This is a genomic window from Salipaludibacillus neizhouensis (assembly GCF_002886185.1).
GTDB classification, from domain to species: Bacteria; Bacillota; Bacilli; order Bacillales; family Salisediminibacteriaceae; genus Salipaludibacillus; species Salipaludibacillus neizhouensis.
The window spans coordinates 517,587-544,540 of record NZ_KZ614147.1 but is presented as its reverse complement, the minus strand read 5'-3'; the positions used below and the strand labels follow the sequence as shown (position 1 = coordinate 544,540).

Below are 26,954 nucleotides of genomic sequence, written 5' to 3'. Positions count from 1 at the left end.
GAATCATTAAGCGATAGGAAATATTATCAATACTGTCTGTTACTTAAAAAGGTGTAATTCAATCCTCACTGTCATCCAAAATCCTCCTCTCATACTTTCTCGTATCTCGTGAAAAATACAAGGAAGATATGACAAGGAGGATGTTATGGATAATCATCGTATAAAGGAAATTATTGAATCACCAGTTATGATCAACGTATCTTATCACGGAATTCCCGTATATATAGAAGAAGTAAATGAAGCTAATAATACGGCAACCATTTTTCCATTGGATGAAATGGATCATTCACAAGAAGTAGACCTCTCGGGTCTCGTGGAGGAAGGCCCATAACCGTACTCAACATTTAAATAACCTGCTTTAGGAACTACTTCAAAACGAGTCGCCAATTCTAAAAGTTGCAAGTCAGTAATCGTTTGCTTAATGTCACCTTGAGCTCTAACAGCTGTGTAAACTTGTGCCGCTTTTTCTGCTGTTTCAATCAAACCGAATGTTTCATCGATCGTTGCTCCCGTTCCATAAATGCCGTGGTGAGGCCAAATAACGAGACGATTATTTTCCGTGATTTTCTTAGCCGTCGCTTCTCCAATTTGGTCCGTCCCCGGTACCATCCAAGGAATAATTCCTACACCTTCCGGGAAAACAACCACACACTCCGTACACATTTGCCATAGTGTTCTTGAGAAGGCGCGATCATCTAGTTCATGAGTGAAGGTCATCGCAATAATATTTGTTGTATGCGTATGTATGACAATTCGATGACTAGGATCTCTTTTTAATCTTGCCGCATGAATCATTAAATGTGTCGGTAATTCACTTGTAGGTGTTCCCCCATCCTCAAAGCCCCATAGAACTTCATAAAACTTCCCGTCGTTTGAGACTCGGATAATTCCTAAACAGACAGAGGGGTCCTTTTCAACATTACGAAAATACTTTCCAGATCCAGTGACGATGAAATACTTTCCGGCAAGGTCTGAAGCATCGAAATTCATCTCTGCTTTTCTTTTCACTTCGGTAACATCGATATATTTTTCTAGACTATCTTCCGTGAGTAAGTAGCTGACATTCCCTCCGTTTCGCTCATCCCAACCAAAACGATATAAGTTTCCAGTAACTTCTCGCATTTCCTTTACAAAAGGTGCTTCTAATATATTTAACATGTCAATCACTCCTTGGCTTTATGTCATAGTATTTTTAAAATCTTTAACTATCATAAGTATAACTCCGAAAACCACAACAAACAATATTAATATTTGTTTGTTGTGGTTTTAATTGACAGAGTGTCACAAAGTTGTTTCATTTAACAAAAAAATAGATTAAAATTGAGAAGCAAAGGAGTTGGTCAAATGAAGGGTTTTGAACGTAAAAACGTCATTTTAAATAAATTGTATGTTGATAGAAAAGTTAACGTTAAGGAACTAGCTAATGAATTTGAGGTTTCAGAGGAAACAGTTCGTCGAGATCTCGAAAAATTGGAAAAAGAAGGCGTTGCCCAAAGAAGTTACGGGGGAGCAATGCTTAATAGTGCAGATGACCTTCCCTATACTACAAGGCACACCAGGAATTTAGATAAAAAGAAAGTCATCGCAACCCGCTTAGAGCGTTATATTGTTTCCGGAATGTCGGTCATGGCTGATTCAAGTTCGACAGTACATGAAGCATTAAAGTACTTAACGAACACAACCAAAGATTTAAATGTAATCACTAATTCTGTAAGTGCCTTGAATGAACTTTCCTCCTCTAACTTGAATATCATCTCTACCGGAGGCATATTACGCGAACGCTCCAGTGCCCTTGTCGGTCCTCTTACTATCAATTCTGTACAGCAATTCAATGCCGACATAACTTTGATTAGCTGCAAGTCTTTATCGATGCAAAAAGGACTTTCTGACGCAGATGATATTGAAGCTGCAATAAAATTAGAAATGGTCAAGCAATCAAATAAAGTTATTCTGCTTGTAGACTCTACTAAGTTTGATCAGGATTCTCTCGTTAAACTGCTCGATTTCAAAAAAGTGAACGTGCTGATTACAGATGAAATACCCTTAAGAAAATGGACAGAATTTTTGAAAGCAAAAAATGTGTTATTACAGTAAAGAAATCTCTAAGTAAAAAGATATACTATTTTAAGATATTTTTCATTTTTTAAAGGGTTTTTACCCCTTTTTATGGAATAAATATAATCATATCTTATGTCTAAATCTTTTTTTGAAAGTTTTAATATAAAACCATTCTAAATTATGATACGTTTATTGCATTGTATAGAAAATCTAGAAAACGAGGTGGCGATACTAAATGGGCCCTGCTTCATTTAAATATAAAATAGATATGGTTCAGGTATTGGAAAGTATCTCTGAGGCATCTTTTTTTCTAAACTCTGATTGGGAAATAGAGTTTATTAATAAGGCCGCTAAGCCCTTTCTTGTTGAAAACAACGAAGATCTGATAGGAATGAGTATTTGGGAAGCTTTGCCTAAGTATAAAGATACCCATATACATGAAAAATTTCTTCAAGTATATGAACACCAGAAACCAGCCACCTTCGAAATGATAGGCTTGTATAGTAAAGACTGGCTTGAAGTTAAAGTATTCCCTAATTCAACTGGGCTATTTGTCATGTTCAGTGATATTACAGATCGGAAAAAGAGTGAAAAACAGAAACAGCACTACGAAAAATTAAAGGTCATTGGAGAAATGGCTGCAGGTGTTGCGCATGAAGTTAGAAACCCAATGACAAGTGTCAAAGGTTTTTTACAACTGATGGCAGAAAACGAAACCCTAAATGACCACAAAAGCATTTTCAACTTAATGATTGACGAGGTAAACCGTGTGAATGATATTATTACCGAATTTCTTGATATTGCCAAAGATAAGCCTGAAAAACTGGAATGCACCCATTTAAACACCTTAATAGAAACCATCTTCCCTTTGCTTGAATCGAGGGCACTAAAAGAAGGAAAATCAGTTATTTTAAAATTAAGCAATATCTCGAGTATTAACGTCGATAAAAATGAAATCCGCCAGCTATTACTGAACCTGGTCAACAATTCACTGGATGCTATGGATTACGGAAAATCTGTTTTTATTATAACCACTGAAGAGAATGGAAAAGTTCTCTTGTCTATTCAAGATGAAGGGTGTGGTATCCCCCCTGAATTGATGGATGATATTGCAACTCCTTTCATAACAACAAAAAATGAAGGAACTGGTTTAGGAGTCCCTATTTGTTTTTCTATCGCTAACAGAAACAATGCAAAGATTGATTATAACTCTAGTCCAGCAGGAACTACTTTTAATATTCGATTTTCTCGATAAATAATTATTTAAAATTGTATATCCTCTCCCTAGCTCTCACGCCCCTTTCTTTAAAAACAAAATTTATAACCCATATTTAATTCCTCATACCATTCAAAAATACCCTGATTTCCCCAATTAAATGGTACAATAAAATGTAAACTAAACCAATGTATAGGAGGGTATATCATAATGAAGGAGTTAAATAATTTACAACCATTATTAAAAGACTTTGTGGCTAATGGACCCGCAGGATGTGCCATGACGGTAACGTATCAAGGAGAAAATGTATTTGAGGATTACATTGGTTTAGCTGACATGGAGTCAGAAAATGAAATATCACCTGATAACATTTACCGAATCTATTCGATGACCAAAGTCGTCACTTGCGTTGCTGCATTAATCCTTTATGAGCGTGGCTTGTACCTCTTAAATGAACCACTGGAGAAGTACTTACCAGAGTTTAAAAATCCACAAGTTTATCGTACCGACGAAAAAGGAGATGTATATACTTCTCCCTCATCTAGATCCATTCATATAAAAGACCTCTTTACAATGTCCTCTGGTTTAACTTATGAAGGAGATGGCGATGAAACGGAAAGACATGTTCAAAAAGAACTTGCTTCAATATCAGATCAACAAGAAAATCTACAGCTAAGAGACCTTTCTAAAATATTAGCTTCCATTCCATTAGCCTTCGATCCTGGAACACAATGGCGGTATGGCTTTAGTCACGATGTTTTGGCTGCCTTCATAGAAGTAGTCTCAGGTAAAAAACTTGGAGCGTTTTTAAAAGACGAAATATTTGATCCTTTACATATGAACGATACTTCTTTTAGGCTCACCGAAGAAAAAAAACATCGCCTCTGCACATTGTATACCCTTGATGAATCTGGGGACATGATGAAAGAAACAAACCTCGATAGACATTTCCATCCTAAATCACTGTTTGAAAGTGGCGGTGCCGGATTACTTTCTACGATCAGGGACTATAGTCGTTTCGCACAAGTACTGGCGAATGGCGGTGAGTTAGATGGAGTGAGATTATTAGGGAAGAAAACGATTCAATTAATGGCAACCAACCACTTAGAGCCTGAACAATTGACATACTTTAATTGGCCGTATTTAGTTGGATATGGCTATGGCTTAGGAGTTCGTGTACTTATAAATCCATCCTTAGCTGGCACAAATAGCTCTATTGGTGAATTCGGATGGTCAGGTTTAGCAGGGACTTGGGTTCTCATAGATCCGAAAGAAAAATTATCGGCCGTGTACATGCAGCAGATGCTGCCAAACTTCGAAGCTTATCATCAACCTCGGCTCCGAAATATTATTTACGGTGCTCTTTAAATAACTAACTATATTATCTTCTCTATGAGTAGTAGTTGTTGTCATACAAGGATGACAGCAACTACTCATCTTGGGTCCTTTGTACTTTATTGATGAGAAAACAAGATATATGTGTATTCGTCTATGCATATCCTCCGCGCCTTTCATAAGATAAAGGAAGAAATGTTGGAGGTGTAGCAATTGAAAGAAACGTATTTACGCTGGTCGGAAACTCCATACGCAGGAGAAAATAAGTCCCCTGACAATCCTATTACCCCTTTAGCTGGCTCATGGCCTCTCACTTTTTTAAATCGAGACAAGAATGGAAAATTTCTTGATCCAACTAATAATCGAATGATTCTACCAATCAAGCATCCTAATCAGATAAATTTTGATATGGAATTATTGATCGTGCAAAAAACATTAGATTCCCTTTCTGATAGTAATAGAAGAATTGGTATCTACTATGGAACTGGTGTACCAACTAAACAATGGACACCTGTGATAGACCGTTTAAATGACACCTATGATGTTAGTCCTACTCATGCTGCAAGAATTTTGTCTGCAGTGCAAGGTGCTATTACTGACGCTATGATTGTAACATGGTACTTGAAATATAAATGGGACAGTGCAAGACCTAATCAATATGACCAAACAATGAAAACGTTATTATGCACCCCACGTTTTCCATCCTATCCATCTGGTCATTCTACAATGTCAGGATGCGCGGAAATTGTGTTAAGTTATTTCTTTCCAAAGGAATCTAACAAGCTCCAAAAAGTAGCTTATGATAATGCATTTAGTAGGCTATATGCAGGCGTACACTTCCCATCTGATAATACGGAAGGTTTAAAACTCGGAAGGTATATCGGAGAGTTAATTGTTAAACATCTAAAAAGTCAGCATAATAGAGAATTTCTCCCCGTTGATAATCCGTATAGAGATTTTAAAGATGCCGATATATTTCCAACAGATTATCAGCAATTTATCACGTATGATTTCCCTGAAACTTGTACTTCCCTTTTAAAAGGTGAAAAAGTCAGTCATCAAGAGAAGAATCTCCATTTACCTAAACCATTGCTTTACTAAGCAAAGAAACTACTATTTATTAATATGAGTGTTTTCTATTATTAATCCATACTCTTTCACTCTTCTCTATTGTCACAAAATTGTAATGTTTAGGACCAAATACCAGTAACTGGTGACAATTGTCACTGTTATTGGTGTTGGCCATTGATACAATAAACACTAGAATATTTTAAGCATTTCGACGTCGCTTAAACATGTTCACTACGGACAATAGAGGGTGATTTAAATGAATTTTCCAAAACTAAAAATCGGTCAAATGGAGCCCGCAGTACCAATCATTCAAGGTGGTATGGGAGTAGGTATTTCATTAAGTAATTTAGCGGCGGCTGTTGCAAATGCAGGCGGAATAGGTATCATCTCTGGCACTGGAATATCTGTGGAAGAATTAAAAACCCACATTAGAAAAGCGAGGGAATTAACGCAAGGCGTTGGCTATATTGGCGTGAATGTCTTGTATGCGATGACAGATTTTGCTGAAACAATGAAGGCTGCATTAGAAGAAAAGGTAGATTTTATTATCTCAGGCGCGGGTATATCAAGAGATATGTATTCTTGGGGGAAAGACTATAATACGCCAGTTATATCCATTGTATCTTCAGCAAAGTTGGCAAAGATGTCTCAACGATTAGGCGCCTCAGCTGTTGTAGTTGAAGGGTTTGAAGCAGGCGGTCACCTAGGAACTGACCGAGCACTCTTTGAGATTCTACCAGAAGTTGTTGAGGCAGTGAATATACCAGTTATTGCTGCAGGTGGGATAATCAATGGAAAAGCCGTAAAAAAAGCACTAGCCATGGGTGCTTCCGGAGTGCAAATGGGTTCACGATTTGTGGCAAGTGAAGAGTGCGATGCCCCACTATCTTTCAAAGAAAAATTCCTTCACAGCAAAGAAGGCGATACCACTTTAATAGAATCTGTCGTGGGTTTAAAAGGCAGGGCTATTAAAAACGCTTTTACAGATAAAATAAGTGAAAATAAAAAAGTCAAAATTGACAAATGTGTTACTTGTTTAAAAAAATGCTCTCACAGATACTGTATCCTAGATTCCTTGTTGAAATCCAGAGCCGGAGATGCCGAAGATGGACTTATTTTTAGCGGATCAAGGGTTCATGAAATCAACGATATTTTGCCTGTGAAAAAAATCATTGATAACATTATGAGCGAGTTCACAGAATTTAATACGTTGTTATCTAACTAGCGAAGACAAAACAAAGGAAGGGCTAACATGTCCTTCCTTTGTTTTGTCTTCGGCAAGTATTATGCGGGTTTTCTAGGGTCTTAACCGGCCTCAAAACTTTGACAAGTGAGAGACAATCATATATTCTAACTCTTATTAGCTCTAAACCTGACTAATAACATCGGAATTATTTTATTATATAAGGAGGTCTTGTTATGAGAAAAATTTGGAAAGCATACCTAGAAGTATCACTGATTAAAAAAGTTACGATTGCACTCATCCTGGGAATTACTGTCGGACTTATATTTGGCGAGAGTGCATCACTCCTCTCTCCATTTGGAGATCTGTTAATGAACCTCCTTCAATTTATTATTGTCCCACTCATCTTTTTCACACTTATAGTTGGGATTAATCAAACTAGCTCAAGCAACCTAGGACGGATGGGAGGTAAGGTGTTTCTGTATTACCTTGCTACATCAGCTTTTGCTATCATTGTCGGAATTACTGTCGCTAGTCTTTTCAATCCGGGTGAAGGAATAACACTTTCAGGCACAGAGAATATTGATATACCCGAGAATCCGGGTATTGTTGAAGTCCTGCTGAGTATTGTCCCGGATAATATTATCGCCGGGTTTTACGAAATGAATCTACTCGGTATCATTTTTACCGCGCTTGTGTTCGGGATTGGATTATCTGTAATGAGAGCATCTAGCCATTTAAATGAAATGGGCGATCGTCTTTACCACACTTTTGATTCGCTAAATGAATTAACACTAATCATTATGAAAGCTATTTTACAGTATATCCCGATTGGTGTTTTTGCCATTCTTGCCAACATCATTGGGAATCAAGGGATCGATACACTTTTAGGATTAGGAAATTTCATTGTTGTCTTGTATATTGCAATTATTGTACATCTTGCTCTTTACGTTCTATTAATGATTGTTCTAAAAATCAAACCAATAAGCTTTTTCAAAGAAGCTCGGACACCGATGATTACTGCATTCGTCACTCAAAGTAGTACAGGTGTGCTCCCTGTGACTTTGAATGCTGCAAAAAACCTGGGTCTGAAGAAAAGTCTATACGGCTTCAGTTTGCCACTTGGTGCGACCATGAACATGGACGGTGCGGCGATCCGTATTGCCGTTTCTACAGTGTTCGCCGCCAATGTCATTGGCGAACCACTTTCGATAATTGCTATCTTCCAAGTCGTCTTAATCGGAACCTTGGTCTCTGTCGGAACAGCTGGAGTACCAGGAGCTGGGATCGTTATGATCGCTACTGTCTTCGCACAGCTTGGCCTACCTATGGAAGCCGTTGCATTGCTTGCGGCCATAGATATACTAATTGGCATGGGAGCAACAGCACTGAACGTTACTGGGGATCTTGTTGGTGCCGCGGTTATTAATAAAACGGAAAAGAATGCTACTGAAAAAGGATAAATGTATTGGCAATGTTCATTCATTGCAATCGAGTAGGAGGGGGTATTAACCCCCGACCTCTCACACCACCGTACGTACGGTTCCGTATACGGCGGTTCAATAGTTTGAGTGTGCTTTCTCGAAGATGTGGTTTAAGTTCTTTAAACCAATTCCTTCGAGAATTTTGTTTGTAATGGCTTGGTGTAAAATAAAACTACACGCAATGCGCCAATAACCCTTCCGTGTGTTTGCCCATTCCCAAGCCTTTTGTTTGGGTACTTTGAGAGTGATAAGACTTTTATACTTCGTCCTCACTTTTTTCCAACGTTTCCATATGATTTGTCTAATCCGTCGTCTGATCCATTGATCAGTACTTTTGATGTAGCCTTTCATATAACTAATCCCGTAGTAGTTGATCCATCCCGTTGTTACCTCATTAATTTCTTTGATAACCTGTCGTATATTACCCGGTCGGTTTCGTTCGGTTAGCTGTCTAAGCTTTATCTCAAAGTTCCTTTTCGACTTTTGATGAGGGCGAAATCCTACACCTTTTCTTGTGACGTGTAGACAAAACCCTAGAAACTTTCGTTTCGTGGGGCTTCCTATTTCACTCTTTTCACGATTAACGGTAAGTTTTAGTTTCTCCTCAAGGAATGTCGTGGCGCTTTTCATGACACGCTTTCCTGCTTTTCTACTTTTAACGTAGATATTACAGTCATCCGCATACCGGACGAATTGGTGTCCACGTTTCTCTAATTCTTTATCGAATTGATCAAGGAAGAGATTACTTAAAATCGGTGAAATATTTCCTCCTTGTGGTACACCAATTTCAGTAGGGACAATTGTTCCATTAATAGACACACCACTCCTTAGGAATTTCCGTATAAGTGTAAGGATTATTTTATCCTTAATGTGCTCTTCCAAATGAAACATGAGTTTGTCATGATTAACCGTATCGAAATATTGTTTCATATCGATATCTACTACTGTTCGATATCCTTGTTTGTAGTATTCTTTCGCGCAATTTATTGCGTCGTGAGCACTACGATTAGGTCTAAAACCAAAACTACTATCCGAAAACGTCGGATCTATTTTCTTCTCGATCACTTGAAGAATTGCCTGTTGAACAAGTCGATCACGTACAGTTGGTACGCCAAGTTTTCTTTTTGATCCATCCGGTTTTGGTATTTCCACACGTCTGACGGGTTGTGGTTCATATGAACCTGTTTTTATCTGTTCTATAAGTTCTTCTTTGTTGAGAACGAGATAAGCAAACAATTCATTCACAGTCATTCCATCAACTCCAGCAGCTCCCTTGTTAGCCTTCACCTTTTTATAAGCTTGGTTCAAGTTTGAGCGACTGGCTACTTTATTTATCAGATGACTCACACCATCTCTTCTTTCCGTTTCACCGTGAGAAATACTACACACTTCTACTGTACCTTCGGATTCCATCCTATTCTCTTGTAGATAGCCATCTTTCGATGTTGTCTGTGATCTTTGCATTTCTCTCACCTCCACGGCTTCCAAGATTACTATTGTTCAGCCCTTCATCCTCTTTTTGGACTACTATGGCTTCGGCTGACTTCTTACAATTCATCAAGCCATCACTGTCATGATTGTTCCTGTGGGAAATTCCTTCCCTCTTGTCGGGAACCCTTGTAAGACCTCCCCGGGTAAGTCTAACCACTTTCCTCCCATATAGGTGCTGGATTTACTGTAAGAGATTTGGGTAGTATAGGACTTCATTTTGTTATGCAAACTCATCCTTCTCTATTCAGCCTTGTATCCAATTTCTGTTCGTCACCTCAGGATTTTGCTTCCGGCTTCCTTCAGATTCCACCTCACGATGGACACCCTTGCCTTCCGCTAACAGTTCCTACTACCAAGTCTGTAGTGGACTTTCACCACCAAGTTGTTAGACATGCCGGGCACACATAAAAGGGCACTGAAAAATAACTTTTTCAGTGCCCTTACCTATCGCTATTCTATTATTTCCATTTACTATCTCTGTTCTAACCTTGCAATTCTCTCATCTAAATCCGGGTGAGAAGAGAAAAGCTTCATCATTCCGCCTTTACCATTAATCTTCATTGTTTGAATCGCGGAATCATCGGTGCGGTCCTTCACTGTAGCACGTGATACGTGAGCTTGCAGTGAGCGAAGCGCGTGAGCCATTTTATCGCGACCTGCTAAGTCCCCACCTCCACGGTCCGCATGAAACTCTCGGTGCCGTGAGTATGCCGATACGACTAAACTTCCAAGAATCGAGAACAAAATCTGGAAGACAATAATTGCTGCAAAACGAACGATGAACTCCATTTCAGACCGCACTAACCTTGATACGAGAATAGCGGCAATTCTTGCGAAAAAGATAACAAATGTGTTCACAACACCTTGGAGTAAAGTCATCGTGACCATGTCCCCGTTTGCCACGTGAGCGACTTCATGGGCAATAACACCTTCAACGGCAGCTTCATCCATATTGTTAAGCAAGCCTGCTGAAACACAAACTAGAGAACGTTTTTTCGATGGGCCTGTCGCAAAAGCATTTACTTCTGCAGACTGATAAATCCCTACTTCAGGCATGTGCATTAACCCTGCTGCACGTGAATAGCGATGAACCTTCTCCACCACTGCACGTTCTGCATTCGATAGTTGTCCATCCGGGTCAAGAACTTTTACCTTCATCATTTTTTTAGCCATCCATCGTGACATAGCTAAGGAAATAAATGATCCTGCAAAACCTACGAGTAAACTAAATACCATTAACGATGTATAATTAATTCCTAATCCAGAAGCGTCTGCACCTAGATCAAACGAACCTCCCAAATTAGTAAACCTTGTAATTAATGACCAAACAATCACAATCGTTGTCATAACAAGAATATTTGTTAAAAGAAAAAATAAAACTCGTTTTCCCATTCAAACTCCTCCATTTTTTTCAATACTTCCTCATATATTTTAACACGATTTAGATAGAATAACAGAGAAATCAACTCGAAAGTTATCGTGATTTTTTGTTGTCACACGATAGGAGAATATTTCAAAAGGAAGCTACTGAAACGTATGAATTCGCAGGCAACAACATTGTTCGCTCTAGGAAAACTATAATAAAACCCCTCATATGCTTAAGACATCACCAAAAAAGCTCTTAACCTATATGGGAAGTTCACACTTCATGCATAACTTAATAGCAATTTTTCCCTATTTCTACTTCATCCATACGTCTCCATCTTGATATGTCATTTGTTCAGGATATCGTAAATCTTTGACTTCATCCTGGGTTTTTTGCGACGGTGCTTTTGTGTTTAACGAGACAACGATGTTCGTAATGATTGCTGCTGTTGCACCAAATATTCCGGCACCTGTATCAATAATTCCGGCAATCGTAAACCCACCATATTGGGCTGCAAATATATAAGTTAATGTGACGAATAGACCTACAACCATACCTGATATAACACCTGGCCCGTTAGCTCTCTTCCACCACACCCCGAGTAACAAGGCTGGGAAGAATGTTCCAGAGGCCAAAGCAAATGCCCAAGCTACAATTTGTGTAATCGCTCCTGGCGGATTCAATGCCACAAGACCTGCTAGGATTGTCGCTGATACAATCGTAATTCTTCCCACATATAATCTTCTAGCATCTGTTGCATTTGGACGAAGAACACGATAATAAATATCATGTGCAAAAGAAGAAGATATTGAGATCATTAATCCTCCCGCAGTTGAAAGCGCCGCAGCCATTGCCCCGGCAGCCATTAAACCAATTACGAAGACTCCTAAATTCGCAATTTCCGGTGTTGCCATTACTACGATATCATTGGCGATCATAATTTCTGTCCATTGTAATATCCCATCGCCATTCTCGTCTGCAATTTGCAATAAGTTCGTATTAATCCACGTTTCCGTCCACGCCGGAAGCGTATCAATTGGCTGGCCAGCAACGTTCGTCATAAGAATAAAGCGTGAAAATGCTGCATACGCCGGAGCTGAAAGGTAAAGAATCCCAATGAATAATAATGCCCAAGCACCCGACCAGCGAGCAGCTTTCATTGTAGAAACGGTATAAAAACGAACAATTACGTGGGGTAATCCCGCTGTACCTGCCATCAAGGTGAACATGAGAGCTATAAACTGCCACCTAGAGCCATTTTCAAATGGAGCGAAATACTCAGATAGACCTAACTGCCTGTCTAACTCCCCTAACTCGGAAACAACATGACCGTATGATAGCCATGGAAGAGGGCTATTTGTAATTTGCAAGGACATGAAAATAACCGGTATCAAATAAGCAATAATTAAAATAATATATTGAGCTACTTGAGTCCAAGTAATTCCTTTCATCCCGCCGAAAGCAGCGTAGAATGCGATTAGTACAACTCCTATCATTGTACCTATTCGTGCATCAACTTCCAATAATCGACCAATAACTACACCTGAGCCCGATAGTTGCCCAACTGAGTATGTAAAGCTGATAATTATTGTACATATGGCAGCTATTACTCTCGCTGTGTGGCTGTTGTAACGGTCACCAATAAACTCTGGAACAGTATACCTTCCGTATTTTCGAAGCTGAGGTGCTAATAAAAATGTGAGAAGTAAGTATCCCCCAGTCCACCCCATGATATACGCTAGCCCATCATATCCCAAAAGCATCACGGTTCCAGCCATACCAATAAAGGAAGCTGCACTCATCCAGTCTGCTCCAATAGCCATACCATTAAAGACGGGTGGTACACCTCGGCTTGCTACGTAAAAATCTGAGGTTTGACGAGCTTTATTATAAATAGCAATACCTATATAAATTCCAAATGTAATAAGGATTAACGTTAACGAAACAAAAAACTGTGAGTTCTCCAATCTTCATCCCCCTCATACCTTCTGTTTGTCTTAAACCACTTAAAAGCTATTTGTAGATTATGTAGAAGCTTCTCGTGATGGTTTGGAGTGTATTTTTTTCATTTTAATGGTCCAATGTTTTGCCTGAACTAATTTGTTCGTTTGCTCCTTCATCAATCCCATATTTCACATCTATATGATCACTGACCTTCGCATTAACGAACAACAAAATAATGAATGTGACAACCGCTCCTTGTGCTCCCATGAAATAGTGAAATGGAAAGCCAAGGATCGGCATTTCAAATTGGAGAGAATCTGCAAATAATACGACACCAAAAGAAACACTAAACCAAATGCACAAATAGATAATCGTATATTTGTTCTTTTCACGTGAATAGGCATCCGCTACAGCCTTATCAATTTTTTTCATCTAAAATCTCCTCTTTTAATGTAGTTTAAGCTTTTCCAGCCCATCATTTTACACTTATTTGAGACTTTACATCCAATCACTGTAAGCTAAAAATAAACTTTACCGTTTCAAGAAGTGGCGCCGGAACTAACGCGATCTTCACAAAAACGAAACTAACGATAACAAAGACCGGCAGAGATAAAAATACCGCTTTTTTTTTCTTTATCGTTAAGAAAATACTTATTGCTACAATGAGTAAAAATATCACTATAATCAGATCAACCATCCACCTTCCACGGTAATAATGTAAGCGCTTAAATTACAAAGTTCGCTTCACACTCCTCCCTTGTCACTATAGTCCTGTTTTAAAACTGAATTTTTAGACTATTCCACTAATAAGTATTATGCCGTATGTAAAACTATCCGTCAACTGTTATAATAACAATCTCTTTTATATTAATAATTTACTCCTATTGTATAACAGATCGAATGCTTTGGCACCAAGCATTCTTTCCATTTAGATATCACTTTACTACTGTATTATTTTTTCTGCAGAATTTCCCTTTCACGCTTAACTCAAGCTGACGGACAAAATACTGTGGAATAGAACCGCACACTCTAAATCTATCTTGTACCTAGATAAGCATCTTACTGCCTTATCCCTCATAAACAAACCCCCATGAACTCATTCATGGGGGCGTAAAATTTATTTATACAGTCTGCCTAGCTTTTTCAAGCGCCTGATCTACAGAAACATAATCATATCCAAGATCATCGGCTACTGCTTTATATGTTACATAACCAGCAACCGTGTTTACACCTAATTTAAGAGAAGCATTCTCGGATACTGCTTGGTGAACACCCTTATTAGCGATTTGCACTGCATAAGGTACGGTCACGTTTGTAAGGGCAATCGTTGATGTTCTTGGTACGGCACCAGGCATGTTTGCTACAGCATAGTGAACAATTTCGTGCTTATCATATGTCGGGTTATCATGAGTAGTAATACGGTCTACTGTTTCAAAAATCCCTCCTTGGTCGATTGCTACATCTACAATTACCGAGCCTGGAGTCATTGCTTTAATCATTTCTTCTGTGACAAGTTTTGGTGCTTTTGCTCCAGGAATCAAAACAGCGCCAATGACCAAGTCTGATTCTGCTACAGCTTGAGCAATATTTAATGGATTAGACATGAGCGTTTGAATTTCATTCCCAAAAATATCGTCAATTTCGCGAAGACGATCTGGGCTGAGGTCAATAATAGTTACTTTAGCGCCAAGTCCTATTGCTATTTTGGCAGCATTCGTACCGACCACTCCACCACCAATGATGGTCACCTTGCCGCGCTGAACACCAGGGACTCCTGCTAATAGAATTCCTTTGCCACCATTGAACTTTTGCAAAAACTGAGCTCCTAATTGTGTAGACATGCGCCCTGCAACTTCACTCATTGGCGTCAGAAGTGGTAGTGTACGGTTCATTTCAACAGTCTCATAGGCGATAGCTGTAACTCCCTTTTCTGTTAAAGCTTTTGCAAGACCCGGTTCAGCGGCTAAATGTAAATACGTAAATAAAATCAGCCCTTTGCGGAAATGCGTATATTCTTCCGGAAGAGGTTCTTTAACTTTCATAACCATCTCGGCATTCCAGACTTCCGATGCTGTATAAGCGATTTTTGCGCCAGCCTCACTAAATGACTCATCCGTAAAACCACTTCCGACTCCTGCCTCGGTTTCTACTTGAACCGAATGTCCTGCTTTCAGCAATGAAACAACTCCTGCCGGTGTAAGTGCTACACGATTTTCATTATTTTTAATTTCTTTCGGCACCCCAATAATCATGAATAACTTCCTCCTTTATGATTTAGTTCTCTTAATGTGAGTATAATCATTAAGAGTGTTTTTCGCTTTGGTGAGAAAAGAGAAAAAAAGAGAGACTGTTTGTGGAATTCTACAAACGGCCTCTCTTTTTCATTTTATTAAGCTTCATATCTACATACAACGTCATCTTTTCATTTGGACTTCTTAAATTAATTTTGCCTACAGCTGCGATCCGTTTTAGGCGGTACGCCAATGTATTCGTATGTATGTGCAATTCCTTAGCAGCCTCATTCACATGACTGTCTTTGTTTATGAACACCTCTAGCGTCCCTAACAGATTAGTGTTATTTATTTCATCATAGTCTGTTAGTTTTTGTAACGAATTATTTTCATAACCGTCTTTCTCGTTTTTTTTAATCAGAAGGTCTAAATAACGATATACCCCTAGATTTTGGTAACAGTCTGCCTGCTTCAATTCCTCTGAAAACTGCTTCTTTAAGCGTAAAACCGTTAAAGCCTCTTGGTAACTTGCTTCTACTTTTTCATAGGTTTCATAGATGTTACCACAACTACCTTGAATGTGACTGCTAGTAAAACGTTGGTTCATATGAGCAATAAACTCTTCGATAAACTTAGATGCCTCTAAATCCCCTTTTGCAGGGGAACATAGTAAAATCAACTCGTTGTGATTAATGACGTGGAATGTCACTCTTATTTTTTCCGTTGTTGTGATCATATATAAAATGTATCGTTCTATGTTGGTGCTAATTTCAGTGGAAAACTGAAAAACCATCACGGAAATGGGAAAGTGTGCATAGATATTTAACTCTTCAAAACCACTTTTTATTTCTTCTTGAGATTTCAGATGCCCCGTGAGAAGTTGCCAAAAAAACTCTTGATAATTTTTCTCTCTTCTTCGATTGTTACCTTGTAATTTTAATAAATGATTTTTGGCTACTTTGGCTGCTTCTTTCAGTAACCTTAACTCTTCCTCTGAAAGGTGATTATCAATTTCGAGTACCCAGATATAACCCAAGATCTCATTTTTTGTTCGAATGGTAATCGCAATTCGATCACCAAGACCTACTTCCGTTATTTCAGAGATCCGCACCGGGTCTTCGCTCTGCACAAGCTTAGGCATCACCCCGTCTCTCCATAAACTATTGATGACCTTTTCAGGAACTCTTCTCCCCATAATTGTGGCAATTCGAGCAGCATCCGTACGTTCATCATGAGAACTATAAGCAAGCAATCGGTGGTTAGTGTCCTCAATCGTTGCTGGGCATTGTAAGACGTCACTTATTTTATCCACGAGGCTTTCTAAACTTTCGAAAGAACCTGCGAAAGGACTTTTATTTAAGTTACTGTCTTTCATAGAAACCCCCTTTACAATTCTTCTGATGATTATTCTTATTATATTATAACGAAATAACAGGTAAATTTGATACTTTTATTCATTCCCCATGTGGATTGACATAAATTCATTGGAAAAAGCAAAAAAAACATCCAGAAAAATCTGAATGTTTTCAACGAATCTATTAGATATTTGCTTTTATTAAAACAGGGGTGTCACTCAGATAACGCCTTGTGAGATCATCGCATCAGCCACTTTAACGAAGCCAGCAATGTTGGCACCGATGACCAAGTTACCAGGTGAATCATATTCTTTTGCTGCTTCCATACTGTCGCGATATATCCTCTTCATGATTACTTGTAATTTCTCGTCAACTTCTTTGAAAGTCCAAGCTATCCTTGCACTATTTTGTGCCATCTCTAGCGCAGAGACAGAAACACCACCTGCATTGGCAGCTTTCCCCGGTGCAAAGAGAATATTATTATCCAAGAAGATTTCGTAAGCTTCTTGTGTGACCGGCATGTTTGCCCCTTCACCGACAGCAGCCACGCCATTAGCGACTAATATTTTTGCGCCCATCTCATCAAGTTCATTTTGTGTGGCACAAGGTAATGCTATATCACAAGGAACAGACCAAATTCCCGAGCTTCCTTCGAAAAAAAGTGCTTCAGGATGTTCCGTTACATACTCATCAATACGTTTATTGTCTTCTTCTTTCAATCGTTTAATCGTTGAGAGATCAATACCTCGTTTGTCATAAATATAACCACTTGAATCGCTACATGCAACAACTTTTCCGCCTAACTGCTGAGTTTTTTCCATCGCATAGACAGACACATTGCCCGAACCTGACACAGTGACTGTACTATTCTGAAAGCTTAGCGCGTTGTCTTTCAACATTTCCTCGACAAAATAGACGGTGCCATATCCTGTAGCCTCTTTACGTGCTAGACTTCCACCGTAATCCAAGCCCTTTCCTGTTAAAACCCCTGGTACAAACCCGCCTTGCATCTTTTTATACTGGCCAAACATATAACCGATCTCTCTCGCACCAACACCAATATCCCCTGCAGGAACATCGGTATCAGGACCGATATGTTTACATAATTCCGACATGAAACTTTGACAAAATCTCATTACTTCTCCATCGGATTTACCTTTAGGATCAAAATCAGCCCCACCTTTTCCTGCGCCAATCGGTTGACCCGTTAATGAATTCTTGAAAATTTGCTCAAACCCTAGAAACTTAACAATACTTGCATTAACAGAAGGATGAAAGCGTAAACCACCCTTGTAAGGACCAATAGCACTGTTAAATTGAACACGAAAACCACGGTTAACTTTTACCTCTCCTAGATCAGTGACCCACGGGACTCTAAAGGTAATCGTTCTTTCCGGTTCTGCGATTCTTTCGAGAATTGCTTGTTTTCTGTAATGAGGATTTTTCGCAAGCACAGGTACTAAAGAGTCAAATACTTCTTTGACTGCCTGGTGGAACTCTGTTTCGTAAAGGTTTCTCTCCTTTACAGTTTGATATACTTGTTTCATATAATTTAGGCTTTCTTGCGTATGCATATGTTCGATATTCTCTAACGTTTTCATACTTTTCAGCCTCCATGTATCTAATTTATATAAACTTATTTAAGCTATCTCTAGATTTCCTACTATTTTTTATTTTATAATTAAAAGAATCATCTAATCAATATCAATAATCGATAGGATTAATGCCTTTTTGAGATGAATGAAATTAAAGGGGGTGAAAACGTGGAAATAAGACAAATTAGATACTTTATGGAAGTTGCTACTCGAGAGCACGTGACGGAGGCCGCAAACGCCCTGCACGTCGCACAATCAGCAGTTAGCCGTCAAATATTTAGTTTAGAAAATGAATTGGGAGTCGATCTTTTTATACGTGAGGGTCGTCGGGTGAGGTTAACACCAATAGGTAAAATATTTTTGGACCGTATCTCCCATGGGATGAATGTAATGGATGACGCAAAACGAGAGGTCTCGGAATACTTGGATCCTGAAAAAGGGACAATTCGGATTGCATTTCCTATTAGCCTAGCAGCCTACACGTTACCTACTGCCATCTCCTCCTTTCGAATGCAATATCCCGAAGCCAAATTTCAACTAAAGCAAGCTCTCTACGATGACTTGATTGGCGGGGTTGCCAAAGGAGATTTTAATATGGCGTTAATTGGTCCGGTGCCACCGGATACAAAGAGAATCCAGCGAAAAATACTATTTACAGAAAATGTGGTGGCACTGTTGCCGATTCATCACTCGCTTGCGGATCGATCAACCATACGATTACGAGAGCTAAAAGACGAACCGTTTGTCCTACTACCAGAAGGTTTTGTTTTCCGTGATATAGTTATAAAAGCTTGTACAGATTTGGGATTCCATCCAAATGTTGCTTTTGAGGGGGACGATATTGACGCTTTAAAGGGGCTTGTTTCTGCCGGTCTTGGTGTCACACTCATGCCAGAAGTTACTTTGGTTGATAGTCTATCCCGTTCCACCGTAAAAATACCGTTAGTCGAACCGAACGTTACACGGACAGTAGGAGTCATTACTTCAAAAGAACGAGTGCTACTTCCAACGGAACAACTCTTCTATGAATTCCTGCAGGACTTCTTTTCTAGGTTAAGTCATTTCAAAGAGTAATTTTTAATAATTTATAAGATCACTATATATGAAAAAGCAGTTGTTTCAACGTGAAATAAGGTATCAAAGGAGTCGCACCGACTTTTTGATACCTCTAATCCCATATTACTCACAAACTAGCACTTCACGGAAAAATGTTTTATTCTTAGTAGCGATACATCTGTCAACAATAGTAAATCCTGCTTGACTAATAAATTTATCGACGGGATCAATCGTTACCACCAATACCTTTTTTGCGAAACTGCGAGCACTTTCGAACATTTCCAATTGCTCTTCCTCTGTAATGACTGAGCATAAATTATAGGGCATATCGATGATCGCAACATCATAATCACCTGAAATTTTTCTCATATCCGCTAAATTTACTGGGGTCGTCTCATAGCCAAAGTGAGCCAAATTTTTTTGTGATCCGTACATTACCTTTGGATTCATGTCACTTCCCACAATATCTATTCCCATCGAACTCGCTTCTATAAGAACCGTACCAATACCGCAACACGGATCAATAACTTTTAAACCAACAGGATCAGGAACAGCAATATTAACTACGCTTCTCGCCATCCTCGTACTCAATGCTGTAGAGTATTCATACGGTTTTTGCTGGTGTTTAAACCAAACGGATTCACTTAGAAATAACGCTCCGAAAAGCCATTTTCCGTTAAGATTCATGATACCCAGTAATTGTTCCGGTTCTTTCAAGTCAACGTCCCCTTGAAGGTAGAAGCCAACTTCTCGTTCAATGTCCCGTCTGTCTGAAAAAGAGCGGGATTCGCCGGAAGGATTCTTTATAAAAACTACCTTTATCGTCTTTTCTTTAAAGATTATATGTTCCGTTTTTTTAATGATTTCCTCAATTGATGAGCCTTCCGCGAGAACGTCCAAGCGTTCCTTCATAAAAGGGCTTCGGCTTGGATCCACCTGTACGGAAGTTTCCAAAATATTCGACTCCGAATCAAAACCAAAAAAAGCGCGCATTTCTAACTTACATATGAATCGTTCTTCTTTTGTGTAAGAATAGGTATAAATTGATTGTTTTACTTCATTCACTGTCGTCATCCTTTAATGGGTTCGCTTTTCTGCATGGAGCTGATTCTATTCGTTTCTCTCTTTCACTTCTTTCACAACATTTTCAACGTCCCTTACTGCTTCAGCGATCACATCATTCACAACAACGTAATCAAACTGACTTTTCAACGATTTTTCGTACTCCACTCGTTTTAAACGAAGCAAGATATCTTTTTCATCGTCTCCGCGTTTTAAGAGTCTCTCCTTTAACGCATCTTCATCGGATGGTTGAACAAAAACTAACGTTACCGCATCACCAAACACTTCTTTAAAGTGAATGGCTCCATTCACATCAATATCCTTGATAATCGTTTTCCCTGCTTTTAGTTCCTGTCTGTATGTATCCTTTGGTGTTCCGTAAAAATTACCATGTACTTCTTCATATTCGATAAATTCTTCTTCCTTGACCTTCTGCAAGAATTCTTCCTCGGTTACAAATGTATAAGGATTCCCTTGTGATTCGCCTTTTCTTACCTTTCTGGTTGTGACCGACGGAAGATAGACAAGATCAAAATGCTTTTTATCCATCGCATTTATAATCGTATTTTTCCCAGAAGCCGAGTACCCAGATAAAATAATGATATTTCCACTCATTTTAAAGAACCTCCCGTTTAAACTCTTATATAGATAGTATTTAGCTTATCAGAAAACTTTTAGTCGTCAACTAAAAAACAGGAAAATTATGATGTAAACCATAATCCTCCCGTTACGATTTCATTACTTCTTCGCTGTACTGACTTTCAGCTTCTTTCCTTTAATCGTGCTCGTTTCCATGGCTTCTAAAACCAATGAACCTTTTCCGTTGAGAATATCCACATAGGAAAACGTGTCCTGGATGGTTATGATTCCGATGTCATCCGCAGAAACACCCGGTATTTTTGCAATAGTACCTACAAAGTCTACAGCTCGAATTTTTTTCTTTTTACCGCCACCGAAGTGGATCTTTGTAATATCATGATTAATCCGTTCTGTTTTATTATTTCTTACGACACGGCGGCCACTTATTTTTTCATCAAAAGCAGCTTGTCCTCTTGCGACGTCCTGGTATCTAGGGGCCTCCATTTTCGGAATCTCAAAGCCAATATACTTTTCAATAGCTTTCACATATTTCGCTTCGCGACTTGTTGCAAACATGATAGCTTTCCCCTTATTCCCGGCACGGCCTGTTCTTCCTGTTCGGTGGACATACCCTTCTTTTTCCATTGGAACATCATAATTAATAATCAACGTCACATTATCAATGTCGATTCCTCTAGCCGCTACATCTGTTGCAATGAGATAACGGAAGTTTCCTGTTTTAAAACCTTCCATTACCGCAAATCGGTCTTCTTGTTCTAATCCTCCGTGTAGTTTTTCGCAAGAATAATTGGCTTCATCCAATTCGGTAAATAACGTATCGACGTGTTCTTTCGTCCGACAAAAGATCATACAGCTATCCGGATTCTCAACGACAGTAAGGTCCTTGAGTGTAGCGATCTTTCCTTCTTCCCTCACCTCGAGTAAACGGTGTTCAATGGTGTCGGTTGTGATTCCGGTTGAGGCCACCTCAATTTGATGAGGATTATCCATATATTTAAAACAAAGCGCTTCGACATCTCTCGGCAACGTTGCTGAAAAAACCATCGTAACTCTGTTTTCCGGGAGTGCTTGCAGGATCGTCTCAACCTTCTCAATAAAACCCATATTGAGCATTTCGTCTGCTTCATCAATTACGAGATACTTTACTTGGTCTAACTCCAATGTCCCACGCTCGATATGATCCATCACTCGTCCTGGTGTTCCAACAACGACATGCGTTTTTTGCTGTAATTCCTCTTTTTGTTTCGCAAAAGGTTCTTTTCCATAAACCGCCATCGCTTTAATACGTTTAAATCTGCCAATATTCGTAATGTCGTCACGGACTTGGACAGCAAGCTCCCTAGTAGGTGTAAGAATTAACGCTTGTGGCTTTTTCTCTTCCCATGCGATCATTTCAGTAATTGGAATTCCAAAGGCTGCTGTTTTCCCGGTTCCTGTCTGAGACTTCACAACAAGATCTTGATTCTCCATCGCTCTCGGGATAACTTCCTTTTGAACCTCGGTTGGGGTTTTATATTTTAACACGTTCAGTGCCCTTGTTATTTCTTCGCTTACATTATAATTCGTAAAACTCATGTATTAACCTCATTTATAATATATTATCCGACTTCTATATAGGATTCTCTCAAAGAAATATCATATTCAAAAAATCCGACTAATTCCATTATATCTTAAAATCCAAACATATCGACCCTTGGTAGGTAAATAATAGCTATTTCCCCTATAAGAGGATGTCCAAAAAGGTAAAAAAACAGATCATAACCAAATAGGTCCATGATCTGTCTTGTCTAATTACGTGGTACAACGTCTCTAGATATTATCGAATGTGGGATACGTGAGCTTCTTCACCTATCAATATGATATCAGCCATATTAATAAATAATCCAGTTTCCACAACACCACACATACTTTTTAATTGCTTGTGCAGATACTCTGGATTAGTTATAGAATTGAACTCACAGTCAAATATATAATTCCCATTATCGGAAATGAAGATATCACTCTCACTTATTTTTCTTAATTGAGGAATCCCATGAATGCGCCTAATTTTCTTTGCAGTCCTTTCCCAACCAAAAGGAATCACTTCAACAGGTACTGGGCGCTTACCTAAGGTTTCGACTTTCTTCGCTTTATCTACTACAATAATGACTTTAGAGGAAGCTTCGGCGACCATTTTTTCTCTGACAAGTGATCCTCCTCCTCCCTTTAATAAATCTAGTTGAGAGGTGAACTCATCAGCTCCATCAATTGTTACATCCAGCAATTCGACATCTGAGAAATTAGTCAAAGGGATACCAAACTCTTTTGCCCAACGTTGCGTTCGTAAAGAGGTCGGAATTCCTTTGACATTCATCCCTTGCTGAACAAGATTGCCAATTTTTTTTATCGTCCAGTAAACGGTGGATCCTGACCCCAGTCCTAAAGTCATTCCATCCTCAATATACTCAACAGCTTTCTCTCCTGCTTTCTTTTTCATTTCCTCGACTGGTTCTAACATCATGTTCACCTCGGATTCTATTTTAAGAGATCCTGACGAATTGGTGTAAAGATATCTATAATTACACAATCCTCTATTACTCTTACACGATGCTTCTCATTGGAAGGAATATACTGAGTCTCACTTGCACTTAAGATGTTTTTTTTCCCACTTACCTCAAACTCAACTTGACCTTTTTCTATATAGCTTAGTTGCTCTTCTGGATGTTGATCCGTATCTCCTTCAAAGCCTTTTTTTATTTGAACTTTAACAACCATTAAAGATCCTTCTGAACTTAATACTTCTCTTTTTACCATAACGATTAATTCCTTTCCAACTGAGATTTTTTATTTTGCAAATAGCATAACATCGGGAAATAGTACTACCAAAGTTAGTACAATGAGAACAATGAGTATATACGGAACAACAGCGGTAAATGACTTTTCTATTGATAAATTTCCTATTTTTGCTGCTAATAACAGACACAATCCATATGGCGGTGTTACTAATCCTATTGCTAAAGAGATGATCGTAACCATTCCTAGAAGAACTGGATCAATACCAAATTGCAAAGCGATTGGTAAAATAACTGGAATAAATAAGATCATCGCTGGAATAGCATCCATAAATGTACCAATAAACAAGAAGAAAAGGATAACGATGATAATAAAAATCCATTTACTTGATATATTATTAGTGAAAAATTCGCCTGCTATTAGGGATAGTTGGTAATAACTCATCAATTCTCCTAATGCACTAGCCGCGGCTAAAGCAAAAAGTGACAATGAACTTAATGTTAATGTGTCCACTAAAATTCCATATAAATCTCGGATCTTCAGTGTTTTATAGATGAACATACAAATAAGTAGTGTATAAATTGAAGCGAATGCTGCTGCTTCTGTTGCCGTAAAGATTCCTGTTATAATTCCACCTATTAAAATTACTGGGGTTAGAAGAGCAGGTATAGACTCCAAAAACAGTTTTAAGAATTTTTTCAAGGATGCTCTTTGGTTTTTAGGATACCCTCTTTTAATCGAAAGGATAAAAACAAAGATCATCATTCCTAGACCAATTGCTACACCCGGTATAAGTCCTGCAAGGAATAATGCTCCGACAGAAACATTCGTTAAGCCTGCAAATATAATCATAGGAATACTTGGTGGAATAATAACACCTATCGTTGAAGATGCTGCTGTAAGGGCAACAGCTGTTTTCGTATCATACCCTTGTTTTTTCATATTTGGAATAAGCACTTTACCTACACCAGCAGTATCTGCCTGAGAAGCACCTGATACCCCAGCAAACATCATTGATACAAGGATATTCGCATGCGCTAATCCACCTCGAATATGTCCAACAATGGAAAGGGCAAAATCAATCAATTTCTGAGAAATCTCACCTGAATTCATTATATTTGCTGTTAGAATAAACAATGGAACAGCGAGGAGAACAAATGAATTTAACCCATTAAGCATACTTACCGGAACAGTAACTTCTGGTATATAAGGAATATTAAATATACCAATAAATGATACAATCCCGATTACAAACGCAATAGGTACACCGATGAACATAAGAATTATAAAAGTTGCAATTAATATTCCACCAATCATTTGTTTGCCTCCTCTCTATTAAAGCCTTTCATATCGTAAATAATGTGCGAAGCTAAATAAATCATCATTGTTAACCCCATAACTGGAACAGATAACCATACGTATCCCATTTTCATAAATGGTAAGGATACCCAATTGTAATTCCAAAAGTTATCTGTAGCAGCAACCCCGTAAAATAGAATCGCTAAGCTGAATAGAAAGAGGATACTATCATTGAAAATACTTAACGACGATCTCATTTTTCCTGTTAATTTTTTATAGAGTAAATCAAATTTAAAATGCTCTTTCCGATTAATCATCACTGCCGTCCCCATGAAGATCGACCAGATAAACGAATAGTTCGCCACTTCTCCTGTCCAAATTACAGAGACTCCTAAATATCTTGTGGCCACTTGAATAATCACTGCTAAGAAAAAGATACTGAGCATAATGACACCTATCGAAAGCTGAACTTTTTCGAGTAGTTTTACGATCTTTTTCATTTCACTTCCCTCTTCCCTTCTGCAAATAGACTCTAAATTTAAAGCTTACTTAATTGAGTACCAAAAGATGATTTAATATAACTGAAATCTAATCTGCAATTTTAAAATATATAGGGGGAAAAGATAAATATTTAACTTTTTATTCCCCCTATTTTATACTCTAATTCTTCAATTAGCTTTTTTACCGTTGCTCTCTTATCTGCTCTAAAAGATGCGCTACACCGATCTCTTCTGCTACTTCATCTTGTAAAGGTACTGCTATATCAATAAATGGTGCTGTATCTATTTCATTCACCTCTGCGCCATCATCCAATAGTGTTTGTTTAGATTCCTCTTCTTGGTCATATAGGGCTTGTCTCTCAGCCTCAACAGAAGCTGCAGCTGCTTCTAGAACAATATTTTGTTGTTCTTCAGAGTATGATTCAAACTTTTCATTATTAATTAATAAAAATCTTGTAGTGAAATCATGTGCAGTTTCAGATGTGTATTTTCCATTGTCCGTTTGATGATGATTCTCCTGAACGAAATAAGGGTACGCATTTTCTGCACTGTCAACAACATTCTGTTGTAAAGCCTGGTACAACTCTCCCCAAGCAACATCTGTAGGCACTGCCCCAACTTGCTGCCAAAAATCTGCAACGACACCTGATGTTTGAGTACGAATTGTCATTCCCTGTAAATCGTCAATGGACTGGATAGGTTCTTTACCATAATAGTGACGTACACCGGCTGACCAGTAACCCATTAATTTAAATTTGTTATCGGACTCCTCTAGGATAATATTTGCAATTTCATCGCCAACTTCTCCATCAACCGCTTCTTCCCAGTGTTCATAACTTTCAAATAAATATGGAAGTGCAAACAAATCAATTTCTCTTATTCCTGTACTGCTCATAAATCCTGGAGAAACCAACACAACATCAGCCCCACCTAACTGCAAACTTTCAACTAGTTCCGACTCACTTGTTCCTAGTGTACCTGCGTGAACTTCAACCTCAATGCTTCCGTTAGATTTACTCTCTGCCACTTCTTTAAATTCTAGTAAACCATCTTGATATGGATTTTCAGGTGAAGTCTGATTGTGCGCAGCAACGATCTTAATAGATTCTTCTTCATTCGCAGAAGTACCTTGATTACCATCTTCTGAGTTTGATTCTTCTCCACTTTCCTCGTTACCACAAGCCGCTAACATAAATACTGATATTAGAAGTACAAATGACCATAGTGTAAAATGTTTTTTCATGATTAATACGCCCCTCTTCATTCTTTTTTTAAAATCACTCAAAGTTCTAATTCAAATTTCATTTACCTTTTCTACATAGTGTGTTTCATCCTT

25 protein-coding genes are annotated in these 26,954 nt (G+C 38.5%); 8 read left to right on the top strand and 17 right to left on the bottom strand.

From position 1 onward, the window contains the following. Positions 1–145 precede the first annotated feature (145 nt). Entirely contained in the window at positions 146–331 is a 186-nt protein-coding gene (locus CEF18_RS19565; protein ID WP_110938190.1) for an H-type small acid-soluble spore protein, read from the top strand. Here the strand turns inward: CEF18_RS19565 and rhaD are convergent. After that, positions 283–1,158, bottom strand: coding sequence for a rhamnulose-1-phosphate aldolase (gene rhaD / locus CEF18_RS19560; RefSeq protein WP_110938189.1), 876 nt, complete (start codon positions 1,156–1,158; stop codon positions 283–285). The genes CEF18_RS19565 and rhaD overlap by 49 nt on opposite strands. A gap of 186 nt (positions 1,159–1,344) precedes the next feature. On the opposite strand from rhaD, the gene CEF18_RS19555 reads away from it, so the two are divergent. The 6 genes from CEF18_RS19555 (at position 1,345) to CEF18_RS19530 (ending at position 8,326) form a co-directional block, all read left to right on the top strand. Continuing rightward, positions 1,345–2,094, top strand: coding sequence for a DeoR/GlpR family DNA-binding transcription regulator (locus tag CEF18_RS19555; protein ID WP_110938188.1), 750 nt, complete (start codon positions 1,345–1,347; stop codon positions 2,092–2,094). A gap of 199 nt (positions 2,095–2,293) precedes the next feature. Beyond that, the gene (locus CEF18_RS19550) at positions 2,294–3,313 is read left to right on the top strand and encodes an ATP-binding protein (protein ID WP_110938187.1); all 1,020 of its coding nucleotides are present in this window, start codon (positions 2,294–2,296) and stop codon (positions 3,311–3,313) included. 171 nt (positions 3,314–3,484) lie between these two features. After that, entirely contained in the window at positions 3,485–4,642 is a 1,158-nt protein-coding gene (locus CEF18_RS19545; protein WP_110938186.1) for a serine hydrolase domain-containing protein, read from the top strand. Between the two features lie 180 nt (positions 4,643–4,822). Continuing rightward, a complete protein-coding gene (locus CEF18_RS19540; RefSeq protein WP_110938185.1) occupies positions 4,823–5,710 on the top strand; it encodes a vanadium-dependent haloperoxidase in 888 nt (295 codons plus the stop codon). Positions 5,711–5,936: 226 nt separating this feature from the next. Beyond that, positions 5,937–6,905 carry an NAD(P)H-dependent flavin oxidoreductase gene (locus CEF18_RS19535; RefSeq protein ID WP_110938184.1) on the top strand — a complete coding sequence of 323 codons (969 nt, stop codon included), beginning with the start codon at positions 5,937–5,939 and terminating at the stop codon, positions 6,903–6,905. Between the two features lie 194 nt (positions 6,906–7,099). Continuing rightward, entirely contained in the window at positions 7,100–8,326 is a 1,227-nt protein-coding gene (locus tag CEF18_RS19530) for a dicarboxylate/amino acid:cation symporter (protein ID WP_110938183.1), read from the top strand. A gap of 96 nt (positions 8,327–8,422) precedes the next feature. Here the strand turns inward: CEF18_RS19530 and ltrA are convergent, their stop codons facing one another. The 8 genes from ltrA to gdhA form a co-directional block, all read right to left on the bottom strand. Further along, a complete protein-coding gene (ltrA, locus tag CEF18_RS19525; RefSeq protein WP_190238706.1) occupies positions 8,423–9,811 on the bottom strand; it encodes a group II intron reverse transcriptase/maturase in 1,389 nt (462 codons plus the stop codon). Positions 9,812–10,309: 498 nt separating this feature from the next. Next, entirely contained in the window at positions 10,310–11,230 is a 921-nt protein-coding gene (htpX, locus tag CEF18_RS19520; protein WP_110938182.1) for a protease HtpX, read from the bottom strand. A 288-nt stretch (positions 11,231–11,518) separates the two neighbouring features. Beyond that, a complete protein-coding gene (locus CEF18_RS19515; protein WP_110938181.1) occupies positions 11,519–13,171 on the bottom strand; it encodes a sodium:solute symporter family protein in 1,653 nt (550 codons plus the stop codon). Positions 13,172–13,274: 103 nt separating this feature from the next. Continuing rightward, positions 13,275–13,580 (bottom strand): DUF4212 domain-containing protein, encoded by a 306-nt coding sequence (locus tag CEF18_RS19510; RefSeq protein ID WP_110938180.1) that lies wholly within the window; start codon positions 13,578–13,580, stop codon positions 13,275–13,277. A 76-nt stretch (positions 13,581–13,656) separates the two neighbouring features. Then, on the bottom strand, positions 13,657–13,845 hold the full coding sequence (locus CEF18_RS26615) for a hypothetical protein (protein ID WP_110938179.1): 189 nt from the start codon (positions 13,843–13,845) through the stop codon (positions 13,657–13,659). Between the two features lie 424 nt (positions 13,846–14,269). After that, entirely contained in the window at positions 14,270–15,400 is a 1,131-nt protein-coding gene (gene ald / locus CEF18_RS19500; RefSeq protein ID WP_110938178.1) for an alanine dehydrogenase, read from the bottom strand. 109 nt (positions 15,401–15,509) lie between these two features. After that, positions 15,510–16,754, bottom strand: a complete 1,245-nt coding sequence (locus CEF18_RS19495; protein WP_110938177.1) for a PucR family transcriptional regulator — start codon at positions 16,752–16,754, stop codon at positions 15,510–15,512. 198 nt (positions 16,755–16,952) lie between these two features. After that, the gene (gdhA, locus tag CEF18_RS19490) at positions 16,953–18,308 is read right to left on the bottom strand and encodes an NADP-specific glutamate dehydrogenase (RefSeq protein ID WP_407690435.1); all 1,356 of its coding nucleotides are present in this window, start codon (positions 18,306–18,308) and stop codon (positions 16,953–16,955) included. A gap of 189 nt (positions 18,309–18,497) precedes the next feature. Between gdhA and CEF18_RS19485 the strand changes: the two genes are divergently transcribed. Next, positions 18,498–19,403, top strand: coding sequence for a LysR family transcriptional regulator (locus tag CEF18_RS19485; RefSeq protein ID WP_110938175.1), 906 nt, complete (start codon positions 18,498–18,500; stop codon positions 19,401–19,403). Between the two features lie 105 nt (positions 19,404–19,508). On the opposite strand, the gene CEF18_RS19480 is transcribed toward CEF18_RS19485, so the two are convergent. From CEF18_RS19480 to CEF18_RS19445, 8 genes are all read right to left on the bottom strand, one after another. Continuing rightward, complete coding sequence (locus CEF18_RS19480) at positions 19,509–20,459, bottom strand: TRM11 family SAM-dependent methyltransferase (RefSeq protein ID WP_110938174.1); 951 nt, start codon at positions 20,457–20,459, stop codon at positions 19,509–19,511. A 36-nt stretch (positions 20,460–20,495) separates the two neighbouring features. After that, positions 20,496–21,062 carry a guanylate kinase gene (gene gmk / locus CEF18_RS19475; protein ID WP_110938173.1) on the bottom strand — a complete coding sequence of 189 codons (567 nt, stop codon included), beginning with the start codon at positions 21,060–21,062 and terminating at the stop codon, positions 20,496–20,498. Positions 21,063–21,185: 123 nt separating this feature from the next. Further along, complete coding sequence (locus tag CEF18_RS19470; protein WP_110938172.1) at positions 21,186–22,622, bottom strand: DEAD/DEAH box helicase; 1,437 nt, start codon at positions 22,620–22,622, stop codon at positions 21,186–21,188. Between the two features lie 241 nt (positions 22,623–22,863). Further along, positions 22,864–23,544 carry a ribose-5-phosphate isomerase RpiA gene (gene rpiA, locus CEF18_RS19465; protein ID WP_110938171.1) on the bottom strand — a complete coding sequence of 227 codons (681 nt, stop codon included), beginning with the start codon at positions 23,542–23,544 and terminating at the stop codon, positions 22,864–22,866. 17 nt (positions 23,545–23,561) lie between these two features. Next, positions 23,562–23,840 carry a cupin domain-containing protein gene (locus CEF18_RS19460; RefSeq protein ID WP_110938170.1) on the bottom strand — a complete coding sequence of 93 codons (279 nt, stop codon included), beginning with the start codon at positions 23,838–23,840 and terminating at the stop codon, positions 23,562–23,564. 30 nt (positions 23,841–23,870) lie between these two features. Then, positions 23,871–25,136, bottom strand: coding sequence for a TRAP transporter large permease (locus CEF18_RS19455; protein ID WP_183041159.1), 1,266 nt, complete (start codon positions 25,134–25,136; stop codon positions 23,871–23,873). Further along, positions 25,133–25,618, bottom strand: a complete 486-nt coding sequence (locus CEF18_RS19450) for a TRAP transporter small permease (protein WP_110938169.1) — start codon at positions 25,616–25,618, stop codon at positions 25,133–25,135. The genes CEF18_RS19455 and CEF18_RS19450 overlap by 4 nt, the downstream gene beginning before the upstream one ends. A 181-nt stretch (positions 25,619–25,799) precedes the next feature. Further along, positions 25,800–26,861: a TRAP transporter substrate-binding protein gene (locus tag CEF18_RS19445; protein ID WP_110938168.1), complete on the bottom strand. Its 1,062-nt coding sequence runs from the start codon at positions 26,859–26,861 to the stop codon at positions 25,800–25,802. Positions 26,862–26,954 lie beyond the last annotated feature (93 nt).

Excerpts from the sequence above, each read along its gene's own strand:
- CEF18_RS19510 (WP_110938180.1), bottom strand. The coding sequence starts at position 13,580 with ATGAAAAAAATTGATAAGGCTGTAGCGGATGCCTATTCACGTGAAAAG.
- gdhA (WP_407690435.1), bottom strand. The coding sequence starts at position 18,308 with ATGCATACGCAAGAAAGCCTAAATTATATGAAACAAGTATATCAAACT.
- CEF18_RS19535 (WP_110938184.1), top strand. The coding sequence starts at position 5,937 with ATGAATTTTCCAAAACTAAAAATCGGTCAAATGGAGCCCGCAGTACCA.
- rpiA (WP_110938171.1), bottom strand. The coding sequence starts at position 23,544 with ATGTTAGAACCAGTCGAGGAAATGAAAAAGAAAGCAGGAGAGAAAGCT.
- CEF18_RS19545 (WP_110938186.1), top strand. The coding sequence starts at position 3,485 with ATGAAGGAGTTAAATAATTTACAACCATTATTAAAAGACTTTGTGGCT.
- CEF18_RS19455 (WP_183041159.1), bottom strand. The coding sequence starts at position 25,136 with ATGATTGGTGGAATATTAATTGCAACTTTTATAATTCTTATGTTCATC.
- CEF18_RS19460 (WP_110938170.1), bottom strand. The coding sequence starts at position 23,840 with ATGGTAAAAAGAGAAGTATTAAGTTCAGAAGGATCTTTAATGGTTGTT.
- ltrA (WP_190238706.1), bottom strand. The coding sequence starts at position 9,811 with ATGCAAAGATCACAGACAACATCGAAAGATGGCTATCTACAAGAGAAT.
- ald (WP_110938178.1), bottom strand. The coding sequence starts at position 15,400 with ATGATTATTGGGGTGCCGAAAGAAATTAAAAATAATGAAAATCGTGTA.
- CEF18_RS19450 (WP_110938169.1), bottom strand. The coding sequence starts at position 25,618 with ATGAAAAAGATCGTAAAACTACTCGAAAAAGTTCAGCTTTCGATAGGT.
- CEF18_RS26615 (WP_110938179.1), bottom strand. The coding sequence starts at position 13,845 with ATGGTTGATCTGATTATAGTGATATTTTTACTCATTGTAGCAATAAGT.
- CEF18_RS19565 (WP_110938190.1), top strand. The coding sequence starts at position 146 with ATGGATAATCATCGTATAAAGGAAATTATTGAATCACCAGTTATGATC.
- htpX (WP_110938182.1), bottom strand. The coding sequence starts at position 11,230 with ATGGGAAAACGAGTTTTATTTTTTCTTTTAACAAATATTCTTGTTATG.
- CEF18_RS19470 (WP_110938172.1), bottom strand. The coding sequence starts at position 22,622 with ATGAGTTTTACGAATTATAATGTAAGCGAAGAAATAACAAGGGCACTG.
- gmk (WP_110938173.1), bottom strand. The coding sequence starts at position 21,062 with ATGAGTGGAAATATCATTATTTTATCTGGGTACTCGGCTTCTGGGAAA.
- CEF18_RS19495 (WP_110938177.1), bottom strand. The coding sequence starts at position 16,754 with ATGAAAGACAGTAACTTAAATAAAAGTCCTTTCGCAGGTTCTTTCGAA.
- CEF18_RS19445 (WP_110938168.1), bottom strand. The coding sequence starts at position 26,861 with ATGAAAAAACATTTTACACTATGGTCATTTGTACTTCTAATATCAGTA.
- CEF18_RS19555 (WP_110938188.1), top strand. The coding sequence starts at position 1,345 with ATGAAGGGTTTTGAACGTAAAAACGTCATTTTAAATAAATTGTATGTT.
- CEF18_RS19530 (WP_110938183.1), top strand. The coding sequence starts at position 7,100 with ATGAGAAAAATTTGGAAAGCATACCTAGAAGTATCACTGATTAAAAAA.
- CEF18_RS19550 (WP_110938187.1), top strand. The coding sequence starts at position 2,294 with ATGGGCCCTGCTTCATTTAAATATAAAATAGATATGGTTCAGGTATTG.
- CEF18_RS19480 (WP_110938174.1), bottom strand. The coding sequence starts at position 20,459 with ATGACGACAGTGAATGAAGTAAAACAATCAATTTATACCTATTCTTAC.
- rhaD (WP_110938189.1), bottom strand. The coding sequence starts at position 1,158 with ATGTTAAATATATTAGAAGCACCTTTTGTAAAGGAAATGCGAGAAGTT.